A 12,677-nucleotide genomic window follows, 5' to 3' on the forward strand; every position below is an offset into this window, starting at 1 on the left:
CAGGCAGTGCCCAAGCATCGTGAGCTTAGCGCAGGCCCGTCTTCCGGGTCAGCGCCAAGTGGATCAGTTCATCGATCAATTCGGCGTAGGACAGTCCGGAGGCTGCCCACATCTGCGGGTACATGCTCTTGGGAGTGAAGCCAGGCATGGTGTTGATCTCGTTGATGATCAGCTCGCCGGACGGGGTGTAGAAAAAGTCCACACGGCTGAGGCCTTCCGCGCCTACGGCGTCGAAAGCGACGGCGGCCAGTTCCCTGACGCGGGCAATGGCTTCGTCGGGCATGTCGGCCGGGCAGCTGAGTGCGGCGGCCCCGTCCTCCACATACTTGGCAGCGAAGTCGTAGAAATCGTGTTCCCCGGCCGCCACGGCAATTTCACCGGGCATTGACGTGCGGGGAGCGTCGGTGCCGCGTCCTTGCAGGACGGCACACTCGATTTCGCGTCCCACGATCCCGGCTTCGATAACGAGCTTCAGGTCATGGCGGCGGGCTTCCTCGACGGCGGCATCCAAGCCGTCCAGGGAGTCAACCTTCGAAATTCCCATGGAAGAACCCGCACGGGCGGGCTTGACGAAGACCGGGAAACCAAGCTTGTCCACGCGTTTGCGCACGGCCTCGGCGTCGGTCACCCATTCGCGGTCCGTCACGGCTACGTAGGGACCCACCTTCAGCCCGGCGGCTTCGAAGACAACCTTCATGAAGTGCTTGTCCATGCCCACTGCGGAGGCCAGTACGCCTGCGCCTACGTAGCGCGTGTCGGACAACTCCAAGAGGCCCTGGATTGTTCCGTCCTCACCCCACGGGCCATGCAGCAATGGGAACACGACGTCAACGGAGCCCAGCTCCCGGGGGACGGCGTTGGGCTCTGTGACGATCAATTGGTGCTCACCGCCGACTTCGGCCAACGTCACAGTCTGCCCTGACGCTGCCACCTCGGGAAGCGACCTGGAGCTCAAGGACCACTGGCTGGTATCTCCCGAAGCCAAAACCCACTGGCCCGACTTCGCGATGCCGATAGGGATGACCTCGTACTTGTTGGTGTCGATGGCTCCCATGACGCCAGCTGCCGTGACGCAGCTGACAGCGTGTTCACTTGAGCGGCCCCCAAAGAGGATCGCCACGCGGGGTTTCGCCTTCACGGGTGTGGGTTCTTCAGTCACCATCAGTAGTCGCCTTCGGACTTCAGTGCCCGGGCCAGCAAGCGCGGCCCCAGGTCATCAACGGACATTCTGCCTTCAAGCACGGCCACTACGGCTGCGGTGATGGGCATTTCTACATTCAGTTTCCCCGCCAGTTCATGCACGGCGGGGCCGGACTTGATGCCTTCAGCGGTCTGGGTCATCTGTTCGGCCACTTGCACCAGGCTGAGGCCTTCACCCAGCAGGCGGCCGGCAGTGTGATTCCGGGAGAGCGCAGACGAGCACGTGGCCACGAGGTCTCCGAGTCCGGCAAGTCCGGCCATGGTGTGGGCTTCGCCGCCCAGGGCGAGAGCCAGCCGGGACGTTTCCGCGAGTCCACGGGTTATCACTGACGCCTTGGTGTTGTCGCCCATTTGCCGGCCCTCGCAGATTCCGACCGCCAGGGCAATCACGTTCTTGACGATGCCGCCGATCTCGACGCCCACCACGTCCGTGCTGGTGTAGGGGCGGAAGTAGGGCGCTGTGCAGCACAGGGCAATAGCAGCCGCCGTATCGGCGTCGCTGCAAGCAACAACGGAGGCAGTCGGTTGTTCCCTGGCAATTTCCATGGCGAGGTTGGGTCCGGAAACCACAGCGACGCGGGTATCCGAAAGTCCAAGTTCCTGCGCAATGACTTCGCTCATGCGGGCGTCCGTGCCCAGTTCCAGGCCCTTCATGAGGGAAACAACCACGGCGTCGGACGACAACAGCGGTTTCCAGTCACCCAACTGCGGCCTCAACGACTGTGCAGGTACAGCGAGCACCACGAGGGTGGCATCCTTCAGCACCTCCGCCACATCCGTGGACGCCGTGATGGAGGCCGGGAGGTCAATGTCCTTCAGGTACTGCTCGTTGCGGTGAAGTGTATTGATCTGCTCCACTACTTCGGCGCGGCGCCCCCAGATGCGGATGCTGCGCTCGACACCGGCCGCAATGGCTGCGTCAGCCAGGATCTTCGCGAACGTAGTACCCCAGGACCCTGCACCCAGAACGGCCACAGTGCCGGGAACGAAACCGGCGCTTTCGATCACGGTCACTTGCCGGCCTCCGGATCCTGGGTCTCGGAGGGTGCCCCCTCAACGAAACGGCCATGCTTGCTTTGTTTGTGGAGCGCGGGGTCCCAGCGTTCAGCCGGCGCTTTTTCGCCACGAAGCGTCTCCAGGAGGGCTGTGATGGCGTCCATGATCACGTCCGTGGCCTCGGTAAGCGTGGCCCGGTCGAGTGGCCGGTCGGCGAAGGAACTCAAGTCCACAGGTTCACCCACCAGCACGCGGACGGTCTTCCGGGGAAAGACATGGAAGCGCTTGGCGTACCGGGGGAAGACCTCCTGTGCGCCCCAATGGGCCATGGGTACTACCGGTGCTCCTGTTTGCAGGGCAAGGCGGGCCGCCCCGGTGTGGCCCTTCATCGGCCACAGGTCGGGATCCCTGGTCAGGGTTCCCTCGGGATAGATGATGATGGCGCCACCGGCGTCCACCACCTCCTTGGCCAGTTGCAGCGAGCGGTTCGCACCCGCCGTCGAGCGTTCAACCGGGATTTGTTTCGTGGCCCGCAGCAGGCTGCCCAATACGGGCACCTTGAAGAGCCCCGCTTTTGCCAGGAAGTGGGGTGGCCGCTTCTGGTTGTACACCAGGTGCCCCACAACAATGGGATCAATCTCGGTGCAGTGGTTGGGCACGGCGATGAAACCGCCCGCGGGAAGTTTCCCGATGCCTTCCCACTTCTTTGCCATCAACATATTCATCGCCGGACGGGCAAGGCCCGCCAGCAATATGAACATGGCACGGCTCGTGGCCGATTCCTTCAAAGGATCCCCCGCTACTTGATGGTGGTGATGTCGAAATCGGCGCCCAGGGCGGCCAGCTTTTCGGTGAAGCGCTCGTAACCGCGGTTGATGATATCGATCCCGGTGACCTTGGAGGTTCCTGTTGCTGCCAGCGCTGCAATGAGGTGGCTGAAGCCGCCGCGAAGGTCCGGGATGTCAATGTCGGTGCCCCTCAGGGGCGTGGGGCCGGAGATCACCGCGGAGTGGAGGAAGTTCCGCTGGCCGAAGCGGCAGGGCACGCTGCCAAGGCATTCGCGGTGCACCTGGATGTTTGCCCCCATGCGGGCCAAAGCCTCGGTGAAACCAAACCGGTTCTCGTAAACGGTCTCATGGACAATTGACACGCCATCGGCCTGGGTCAGCGCGACCACCAGCGGCTGCTGCCAGTCGGTCATGAAGCCCGGGTGCACGTCCGTCTCCAGGACAAGCGGGCTGAGCTTTCCACCCTGGTGGTAGAAACGGATGCCGTCGTCGCCGATGTCCATTCCGCCGCCCACTTTTCGGTAGGTGTTCAGGAACGTCATCATGTCCCGCTGGGAAGCACCTTCAACGAAGATATCGCCGCGGGTTACCAACGCAGCCGAGGCCCAGGAAGCCGACTCGTTGCGGTCAGGGAGTGCACGGTGGTTGTACCCGCGCAGGTCCTTGACGCCCTCGATGCGGATGGTCCGGTCAGTCTGGACGCTGATGATGGCGCCCATCTTTTGGAGGACAGCGATGAGGTCAATGATCTCCGGCTCGGTTGCCGCACCAATAAGCTCCGTGATGCCTTCGGCCCGCGTTGCACTGAGCAGAACCTGCTCCGTAGCCCCCACGGACGGGTAGGGCAAGGAAATCTTGGCGCCGTGCAGGCCGTGGGGGGCCGAAATGTGGATGCCGCCGGGGCGTTTTTCCACCACGGCACCAAACTGGCGAAGGACATTCAGGTGGTAGTCAATGGGCCGGTCACCGATCTTGCAACCACCGAGATCCGGGATGAAGGCCTCACCGATCGCATGGATCAGCGGTCCGCACAGCAAAATGGGGATCCTTGAATCGCCGGCGTGTGCGTCGATTGCAGTGCTGGAGGCCGTCTTGGCGTCCTTCGGATCCAGGGTGAGGTCACCCGACTCCGGATCTTTGACGACAGTCACACCATGCAGCTTCAGAAGGCTGGTGACGACCTCGACGTCCTTGATTTCCGGCACGTTCCTCAGCACCGATGGCTCGCTGCCCAGCAACGCGGCCACCATCGCCTTGGGCACCAGGTTCTTGGCACCGCGAACGGTCACTCGTCCAGTTAACGGGACCCCACCGCGGATTGTCAGAACACTACTCATCTATACCGGTTTCCTCACGACTACTCGCCCCCCAAACTTACAAAGGCTCCAGCTAAGCATAGAAGCTCACGTAACCGAACCGAAATGGACCCGCCCCACGCCGTACGGATCCGGCCCAGGCCGAACTCCCGCAAAAAAGGACCGCCGGACCCTCACAAGGGGGTCCGGCGGTCCTCTGCCAGCGGAAATTCCGATGAAGGGTCAGCGGCTAACGGGCATCGACTTTTGCCGGGATCGTCCGGGGTTTGAACGACGGCCGGGTGGCTTCGTACGCAGTGATGTCTTCTTCGTGCTGGAGGGTCAGGCCGATGTCGTCCAGGCCTTCCAGCAGGCGCCAGCGGGTGTAGTCGTCAATGTCGAACGGCGCCACCACATTGCCGCACTCGACCGTCTTGCTGACCAGGTCCACCTTCACCTCGGTACCGGGAGCGTTCTCCAGGACCTTCCAGATCAGTTCAATGTCGTCCTGCGCAAGCTGCGCTGCGAGGAGTCCTTGCTTGCCGGAGTTGCCGCGGAAGATATCGGCGAAACGGGACGAGAGGACCGCTTTGAAGCCGTAGTCCTTCAAGGCCCAAACGGCGTGTTCACGTGATGAGCCGGTACCGAAGTCCGGGCCTGCCACCAGCACGGAACCGGCGTTGAACGGGGCCTGGTTCAGGATGAAGGACTCGTCCTTGCGCCACGCGGCGAACAGGGCGTCCTCGAACCCGGTACGGGTGATTCGCTTGAGGTACACGGCGGGGATGATCTGGTCGGTGTCCACGTTGCTTTGGCGCAGCGGGACCCCGATGCCGGTGTGGGTTGTGAAAGCTTCCATGGGATCCTCCTAGACTGCGATTCCGGTCAAAGTGCCTGTGGCGGCGGACTCAAGGTCCGACGGCGAGCTCAGCGTGCCGCGGACGGCAGTCGCTGCAGCCACCACGGGCGAGACCAGGTGTGTGCGGCCGCCCTTGCCTTGGCGGCCCTCGAAGTTGCGGTTGGACGTTGAGGCGCAACGCTCCCCCGGTTCCAGCTGGTCCGGGTTCATGCCCAGGCACATGGAGCAGCCGGCAAAGCGCCATTCGGCACCGAAGTCCTTGAAGACCTTGTCCAGGCCCTCGGCCTCGGCTTCCAGGCGGACGCGCGCCGATCCGGGAACCACCAGCATCCGTACCTTCGGATCCTTCTCCCGGCCCCGGATGATATCCGCTGCGGCGCGCAGGTCCTCGATGCGGGAGTTCGTGCAGGACCCCAGGAACACGGTGTCCACGCGGATGTCCTTCATGGGCGTTCCGGCTTCCAGGCCCATGTACTGCAAGGCACGCTCAGCGGCAGCCTTGGCGTTCTCGTCACCGAAGTCTTCGGGAGACGGAACCTTGGCCGAGAGGGAAACACCTTGCCCCGGGTTGGTACCCCAGGTCACGAACGGCTCAAGCGTGTCAGCGTCCAGGTCCACCTCGACGTCGAAGGTCGCGTCGGCGTCGGTGTGCAGCGTGTTCCAGTACTCGACGGCGGCATCCCAGTCCGCGCCTTCCGGCGCGTGGGGGCGGCCCTGCATGTAGTCGTACGTGGTCTGGTCCGGCGCGACCATGCCGGCACGTGCGCCGGCCTCGATGGACATGTTGCAGATGGTCATGCGGGCGTCCATGGACAGGGCACGGATAGCCGAACCACGGTATTCCAGGACGTAGCCCTGGCCACCGCCGGTACCGATCTTGGCGATGACTGCGAGGATGATGTCCTTGGCAGTGACGCCCGGACGCAAGGTGCCCTCGACGTTGATGGCCATGGTCTTGAACGGCTTCAAGGACAGTGTCTGGGTGGCCATGACGTGCTCCACTTCCGACGTGCCGATACCCATGGCCAGTGCACCGAAAGCGCCATGGGTGGAGGTGTGCGAGTCGCCGCAGACCACGGTCATGCCGGGCTGGGTCAGGCCCAGCTGCGGACCCACGACGTGGACGATGCCTTGTTCCTTGTCACCCAGGGAGTGCAGGCGCACACCGAATTCCTTGCAGTTGGCGCGCAGGGTTTCGATCTGGGTGCGGCTGGTGAGGTCGGCGATCGGTTTGTCGATGTCCAGCGTGGGAGTGTTGTGGTCCTCCGTGGCGATGGTCAGGTCCACGCGGCGCAGCTTGCGGCCGGCCAGGCGCAGGCCCTCGAATGCCTGCGGGGATGTTACCTCGTGAACCAGGTGAAGGTCGATGAAGAGAAGATCGGGCTGGGCATTGGCTCCTTCGCCTTCACCCTTGCGCACAACGTGCGCGTCCCAGACTTTCTCGGCCAGTGTCTTTCCCACGGCCTTGCTCCCTTCACTGCGGTCGGATGGTTTACATCCACTGAACTGTTCTTCATCCACTGAACCAGCACGCTTGCGAAATAGGCCAGTGAAACAACTTGCATCTCAGATATTGAGACGGCAATATCATTACATGGACAATTCTAGTGGAGTCGGTGTCATTGATAAAGCGGCCCAGGTACTCGATGCCCTCGAGGCCGGGCCAACGACACTTGCCCAGCTTGTAGCAGCCACCGGGCTCGCCCGCCCCACGGTTCACCGGCTCGCCCTGGCACTGGTTCACCACAGGCTCGTCAGCCGCGACATCCAAGGGCGCTTTGTCCTGGGCAGCAGGCTCGTCGAGCTTGCTTCCGCCGCCGGCGAAGACCGGTTGATTGCTTCGGCCGGCCCGGTCCTCATCCAGCTTCGCGACGCCACAGGCGAAAGCGCACAGATCTTCCGCCGCCAAGGTGACTGGCGCGTATGCGTGGCTTCGGCAGAACGTCCCATCGGCCTGCGCGACACCATTCCCGTCGGCACGCAGCTGTCCATGAAAGCCGGTTCCGCAGCGCAAGTACTGCTGGCGTGGGAAGACCACGACCGGCTCCTTGAGGGACTGCAGAACGCCCGCTTCACGCCCACCGTCCTGGCAGGAGTACGACGCCGGGGCTGGGGTCAGAGCCTCGGCGAACGCGAGCCCGGAGTCGCCTCGGTTTCCGCGCCGGTGCGCGGACCCTCCGGCAGGGTCATCGCCGCAGTGTCCATCTCGGGTCCGATAGAACGACTCACCCGCCAGCCCGGACGCCTGCACGCCGAAGTCGTGTGCAATGCCGCACGGGTCCTGACTGAGGCGCTGCGGAAGAACAACGACTAGCCATGGAAAGCTACGCAGTATTCCTGCGCGGAATCAATGTGGGCGGCATCAACATCAAGATGGCCGACCTCAAGGCAGCGCTCCACGACTACCCGTTCACCAAGGTCAAGACCCTGTTGGCAAGCGGAAACGTGGTGCTGCAAAGCGACCTCAGCGCCAAGGACGTCAAGGCCCGGTTCGAACAGTGCCTGCGGGACTCCTTCGGCTACGACGCCTGGGTGGTGGTCCTGACAGCGCAGAGGGTCGCCGAACTTGTGGAGGCCTGCCCGTACCCCGCGGATGACAAGTCGACGCACAGCTACATCACCTTGGCCTCGAACACCGCGATGCTTGACGAGCTCTTTGCAGCAGCCGAAGAACTGGGGGGCGTGACGCAAGTGCGCCTGGGCCCTGAAGCCTCCGCCTGGTTGGCACCTGCAGGCGGCACCCTGGACAGCCCGTTCAGCAAGCTCTCCGCCAAGCCACGCTACAAGGCAAGCACCACCACCCGGAACCTCCGTACGCTGGTCAAAGTCAGGGACGCCGCGGCCGCTCTCTAGCCGGGCGCATCTTAGTCCGGGCGCTTCTTAGTCCGGGCGCACCTTAGTCCGGGCGCGCGGCTTTCAGTGCAGCGTTGAAGGCTTTCAACCGCGTGATTTCCACTCCCACGGGCTCCACGATCCTTTGCTCCGCCACCACGGCCACGGCCGCTTTCAGACGCTTCGCCGCGCCGGCTGCCCTGATGCGTGCCGCCCAGCCGCCCAAAATGCGGCCGGTAATGGCCAACAGCACTCCCAACGCCACTCCCCCGGCCACCATCAACGTGGGCCACGGCCACCCCTCCGTGCGCGGAACCTCAGGCACGGGCATCTGGAAGTAGCCCAAGACTGCCAGGACTCCGAGCCAGCCCAGCCCGCCGACCGCCAAGAGGAGGGCCAACCATTGCAGGGTGTTGAACAACAACCACCAGAGGGGACGTTTAGCCGTTTTCAGGTCCGCTCCGGCAATGGCCTGGTCCAAGGCATCGGGCAATTGGTCCCGGCCATCCCTCGCTGCCCCGCGAATGGCTGCCCGCCAAGGACCCGGAGCGCCGGCCGAGGCCTCATCGGCGAACTCCCGGACGGCGGCATCCGTGCGGGCACGCTCAGGGGCACCGGCCGGAGGCAAGGACGTGCGGCTCAATTCGGGCCTGGTGTCGCTCCGCCCCAGATTCAGCCTCCGCAGGGGATCGGGACGGAATCGCAACAACCACCGTGTGACCGGCCACCCCGTCCTGCGCGCCGACTCCCTTTGGAACGAACGCTGGACCGCGTCCACCACCACAGGGACGTTCGCCGCCGTCGCCAGTTCCGATGCAAGGCGGGCCCGTGCGTTTGCCTTGATCCCGCGTGCTTCACCGTCGCCCGACGCTTTCGACAACCCGGCAGCAGCTTTGGCGACGTCGGCTGCCAAGCGCTGCGTGGTCGCTGCCCGCTGGACCACGACGTTCCTGATGGCCCCGCGGACGGCGGAGACGCCGTCGCCCGTCAGCGCCGACGCGCCCAGCACGCGGACGGTCCCCAGGCCGTCGCGTGCAAGGATCCCTTCCAAGGAGTCCAGAACCGCGGCGGCGTCCGGTGCGCCCAGTTTGTCGATCTGGTTCAGGACAACCAAGGTGACGGCGCCGTGGGTAGCCATGGGCCGGAGGAAGTCGTTGTGCACCGCGGCATCGGCGTATTTCTGCGGGTCCATCACCCACACCAGGACATCCACCATGCCAACCATCCGTTGGACAATCTCCCGGTTCTCCACCCGGGTGGAATCGAAGTCCGGCAGGTCCAGAAGCACCAGCCCACTGTCCTCTTCGGCAAAGCCGGTAACCGGCGGAAGTACATGACGGTCCTTCACGTCCAACCAATCAAGCAGGGGTCCGCTGCCGTCCTCACCCCAGATACCCGCCAAAGGCTCGGAGGTGGTGGGCCGCCGCGCAGTCGCGGTGGCCAATTCGCTGCCGGAAACTGCGTTGAACAGGGATGACTTGCCGCTCCCGGTGGCTCCGAAAAAGCCCACCACGGTATGTCCTGCCGACAACGAGCGCCGGGAAGTTGCCCGCTCCAGAACGTCGTAGACGGACTGGAGTTCCTGATCGGGAAGAACGCCTTCGGCCAGCTCGCGTGCGGTATTGAGGGCTTCGAGCCTGCGCTGCAATGCGGACGACTCACGGACCAGACTGTGGCGGCTCATGCAGTCCCTGCCAGCCGGCGGAGGGCCTTGGCGTGCAGAGCGAGATCAGGACCCGAGACCGGCTGAACGGTCTCGAGCCTGGTGAGGAAGCGGAGCCGTTCTTCATCCAGCAGGCGCTGGCACTGCGTGTGCAGGTCCTGCCTGGCCTGCTGGGCAAGGCGACGGACAGCATCCTCGCCGAATACCGCTTCGAGCAGCTTCTGCCCAACCACCGCTGTGCCGCCCGCGATGCCGATTTCCAGACCACTCAGGCCAGCCGTCATGGAGAAGACCACCACCATGAGCGCAGCACCAAGCCCGTTGACCCCGAAGGACAGCCACCTGGCCTGGGTCCGCTTCCCCTGTCCTTGGGTCCGGATCATCTCCATCAGGCCTTCCTGCCAAGTACGGATTGCCGCGGCCGCCTTGGCATCGAAGCCTTCGCTGGTTCCGGAGAGGTCGTCGTGGCCCAGTAGTTGGCGGCCAGCCGGGTCCGCCCGCCAGCGCCTGTCAACGTTTTCAGCAGCAGTGGCCGCTTCATCGAGGATCACTGCCTGCAGCCCTGTTTCGATCGCCGTCTCCACCTTTACAGCCGGTGCCGGTTCGCCTCGGAAAAAGGCGCCCATGCGGTCCCTCATCCGGCCGATGTTCTGCTCCAGGGCCCGAAAGAACTCCCCCGTTCCCACGAAATCCTGCCAACGGGCCAATACTTCTCCGCGGAGGAGTGCCCCGTCCTTGGTGGCTTCCAGGATGCGGGTCAGTGCGTGCCCGTATTCCTCGGAGCACGAGCCCTCCAGGTCACGGGCTGCAGCGTCCTGTGCCGCCGTGGCGACCGCTACAGCCTCCAGGCGAAGACTCACGGCCTTGACGGCACCGTTGAGTGTCCGTCGGGCAACCTCGGCACGGCCGGCGGCATTGGCGGCCAAGGCACCGAGCCACAGGCGCAAGGGCTCCACCGCTCCCTCCGGCAACATTCCCAGCCCGTCCAACGCGCTTTCGGACACGACAAAGAGTTTCGCCTCCCCAAGTCCCTGCCGGTCCAGCATCGCCTGCAGGTCGGTCCGGACTTCGTCCTCAGCTGCCGGCGGCACACGGTCCAGGACCACGGCCACGGTGATGTCCCGCGAAGCCGCATCAAGGAGCAGACGCCATGGAACGGCGTCGGCGTAGCGGTTGGCGGTGGTGACGAAGATCCAAAGGTCGGCCGCGGCGAGCAGCTGCCCCGCGAGTCTGCGGTTGTCGTCGGAAATGGAGTCGACATCCGGGGCATCCAACAGGGCAATGCCCTGCGCCACAGCAGGGTGCCCCAGCAATACCAGCGAGGTGATCGCCTGGGCGTCGGGGGCCGCGCCGGCCTGGTTCGCCGGGACGGGGACTGACGAGACCGTTCCCCGGATCCTCTGCAAGTTCGGAAGGATCCTCTGTCCTTCGAACCATTCCGCATCGTTGGGGTGGTGCAGAAGGATCGGTTGGCGCGTTGTAGGCCTGATCGCTCCCGAGCGGGTCACCGGAAACCCCACCAGGGCATTGACCAACGTCGACTTTCCGGCCCCGGTTGAACCGCCGACGACGGCCAGCAGCGGCGCGTCCAGGCTGCGGTAGCGGGGAATGATGTAATCATCGAGCTGCGCCAGGGACTCCCGTATCCATCGGCGGGCCTCCTGCACTTCGGGCACCGCCAAAGGAAGGGTGGTGGCCGCAAGTCCGGCGCGTGCAGCTTCAAGGGTTTCGACGGCGGCTGCCGCACTCGGGGGCACAGGGCTGCTCCGGGCTGCCGGCGGGTCTGCGTGTTCGGTCACAGCATCATCATGCCAGCCCCGTCCCGTTCACGAGCGCCGGGCAGGCTCAATGGGCAAAAAGAAATCCCCCGGAACACATGTTCCGGGGGATTCATTGTGACCCCAGCGGGATTCGAACCCGCGTTACCGCCGTGAGAGGGCGGCGTACTAGGCCGCTATACGATGGGGCCTTGCACTTTTTTGTCACCGTTTCCGGCGATCAAGCTGAATGAGTATTTCATACTTTCAGCTTCGCTCCAAATCGCTTTCGCGGATCGGAGGTTCCGAATTTTCCTTGTATTTACGCGGAATTTCAGAGCTGGGATACCAGGACTCGAACCTAGAATGACGGTACCAGAAACCGTAGTGTTGCCAATTACACCATATCCCAAAGTGACTTTCGGACCGGAGTTCCTTGCCTTGGTTTCCCTCAGCTTTTCCCTCCGTGCCCCTCAGCACGAGTAATGACTCTACCGGAGTCTCGCCACCTGCACAAATCGGCGGGCCGTTACCTGCATCACACGGAAAACTCAGGCGGCCGTCGGGGTCTTGGCCAGCAATTGCGCGAGGGAATCCACCTGGCGCCCGGTGAACTCTTCCACCACTTCGCCGGTCCTGTTGAGCCAGACTCCCACCAGCCCTGCTGCGTCGGCACCATCGGCATCAAGCAGCCGGTTGTCGCCTACGTAGAGTGTCTCCCCCGGTTCCGTGCCGAGAAGGCGCACGCCCTCAAGGTAGATTGCCGGGTCAGGTTTGGCGACACCCACAGTGTCCGTCCCCACCAGGATCCCGATCCGCGACAGGCCGGCGCCGTCCAACTTGGCACGCTGGTAATCGTGCACGTTGTTGCTGACAGCCCCATAAGGGATCCCGGCAGCATCGAGCGCGTCCAGCACGCCTTCAACATCAGAGAAGGCGCGAACGTACGCTGTCTGGCGTTGGTGATACTCGGCCACCCACGCTTGCGCGTCCTCGCCGTCGTCGAGTTCCACGCCAAAGTGACCCAGGGCGGCCCTGCCCCGCAGCAGCCGCTGCTCATTGAAGGTCAGCTCACCGGCAAGGTACCGGTCGTAGAAATGCGTTGTTTCGTGCGTGAAGATCCGGCCGAACTTCACCCACCCGGCCTGGTCAAGGCCGGGCAGGAGATGTTCGCTGACGTCACGCAAAGCTGTCGTCATGGCGTATTCCAGGTCCACCAGAGTGTCGTCAATGTCGAACAAGACACCGCGGATAGCGCCGAAAGCAGTTGCAATCGCCATGACAGGA

The 12,677-nt window shown here is 64.0% G+C and carries 11 protein-coding genes and 2 tRNA genes; 2 read left to right on the top strand and 11 right to left on the bottom strand.

The window, feature by feature from the left end; genetic code table 11:
- Positions 1 to 25: 25 nt before the first annotated feature.
- The 6 genes from HMI60_RS04825 to leuC form a co-directional block, all read right to left on the bottom strand.
- Complete coding sequence (locus HMI60_RS04825) at positions 26 to 1,162, bottom strand: D-alanine--D-alanine ligase family protein (RefSeq protein WP_018776236.1); 1,137 nt, start codon at positions 1,160 to 1,162, stop codon at positions 26 to 28.
- The gene (locus tag HMI60_RS04830) at positions 1,162 to 2,214 is read right to left on the bottom strand and encodes an NAD(P)H-dependent glycerol-3-phosphate dehydrogenase (RefSeq protein WP_193590658.1); all 1,053 of its coding nucleotides are present in this window, start codon (positions 2,212 to 2,214) and stop codon (positions 1,162 to 1,164) included. Before HMI60_RS04830 ends, HMI60_RS04825 begins: the two co-directional genes overlap by 1 nt.
- Positions 2,211 to 2,984, bottom strand: a complete 774-nt coding sequence (locus tag HMI60_RS04835; RefSeq protein WP_026266907.1) for a 1-acyl-sn-glycerol-3-phosphate acyltransferase — start codon at positions 2,982 to 2,984, stop codon at positions 2,211 to 2,213. Before HMI60_RS04835 ends, HMI60_RS04830 begins: the two co-directional genes overlap by 4 nt.
- An 11-nt stretch (positions 2,985 to 2,995) precedes the next feature.
- Positions 2,996 to 4,321: a UDP-N-acetylglucosamine 1-carboxyvinyltransferase gene (murA, locus tag HMI60_RS04840; RefSeq protein WP_026266908.1), complete on the bottom strand. Its 1,326-nt coding sequence runs from the start codon at positions 4,319 to 4,321 to the stop codon at positions 2,996 to 2,998.
- A 208-nt stretch (positions 4,322 to 4,529) separates the two neighbouring features.
- Complete coding sequence (gene leuD / locus HMI60_RS04845; RefSeq protein ID WP_018776240.1) at positions 4,530 to 5,138, bottom strand: 3-isopropylmalate dehydratase small subunit; 609 nt, start codon at positions 5,136 to 5,138, stop codon at positions 4,530 to 4,532.
- A 9-nt stretch (positions 5,139 to 5,147) separates the two neighbouring features.
- Positions 5,148 to 6,599, bottom strand: coding sequence for a 3-isopropylmalate dehydratase large subunit (leuC, locus tag HMI60_RS04850; RefSeq protein ID WP_018776241.1), 1,452 nt, complete (start codon positions 6,597 to 6,599; stop codon positions 5,148 to 5,150).
- Between the two features lie 133 nt (positions 6,600 to 6,732).
- Between leuC and HMI60_RS04855 the strand changes: the two genes are divergently transcribed.
- Positions 6,733 to 7,452 carry an IclR family transcriptional regulator gene (locus HMI60_RS04855; RefSeq protein ID WP_014922101.1) on the top strand — a complete coding sequence of 240 codons (720 nt, stop codon included), beginning with the start codon at positions 6,733 to 6,735 and terminating at the stop codon, positions 7,450 to 7,452.
- A gap of 2 nt (positions 7,453 to 7,454) precedes the next feature.
- Complete coding sequence (locus tag HMI60_RS04860) at positions 7,455 to 7,991, top strand: DUF1697 domain-containing protein (protein ID WP_064723414.1); 537 nt, start codon at positions 7,455 to 7,457, stop codon at positions 7,989 to 7,991.
- 43 nt (positions 7,992 to 8,034) lie between these two features.
- Here the strand turns inward: HMI60_RS04860 and HMI60_RS04865 are convergent, their stop codons facing one another.
- The 5 genes from HMI60_RS04865 to HMI60_RS04885 all read right to left on the bottom strand — a co-directional run bounded on the left by HMI60_RS04865 (position 8,035) and on the right by HMI60_RS04885 (position 12,670).
- Positions 8,035 to 9,654 carry a GTPase gene (locus HMI60_RS04865; RefSeq protein WP_193590659.1) on the bottom strand — a complete coding sequence of 540 codons (1,620 nt, stop codon included), beginning with the start codon at positions 9,652 to 9,654 and terminating at the stop codon, positions 8,035 to 8,037.
- Entirely contained in the window at positions 9,651 to 11,432 is a 1,782-nt protein-coding gene (locus HMI60_RS04870; protein ID WP_193590660.1) for a dynamin family protein, read from the bottom strand. Before HMI60_RS04870 ends, HMI60_RS04865 begins: the two co-directional genes overlap by 4 nt.
- Positions 11,433 to 11,529: 97 nt before the next feature.
- A tRNA-Glu gene (locus HMI60_RS04875) sits at positions 11,530 to 11,602 on the bottom strand.
- Between the two features lie 128 nt (positions 11,603 to 11,730).
- Positions 11,731 to 11,802 (bottom strand) — tRNA-Gln (locus tag HMI60_RS04880).
- A gap of 139 nt (positions 11,803 to 11,941) precedes the next feature.
- On the bottom strand, positions 11,942 to 12,670 hold the full coding sequence (locus HMI60_RS04885; RefSeq protein WP_018776245.1) for an HAD family hydrolase: 729 nt from the start codon (positions 12,668 to 12,670) through the stop codon (positions 11,942 to 11,944).
- Positions 12,671 to 12,677 lie beyond the last annotated feature (7 nt).

Source organism: Paenarthrobacter sp. YJN-D, from assembly GCF_015040335.1.
GTDB classification, from domain to species: domain Bacteria; phylum Actinomycetota; class Actinomycetes; order Actinomycetales; family Micrococcaceae; genus Arthrobacter; species Arthrobacter nicotinovorans.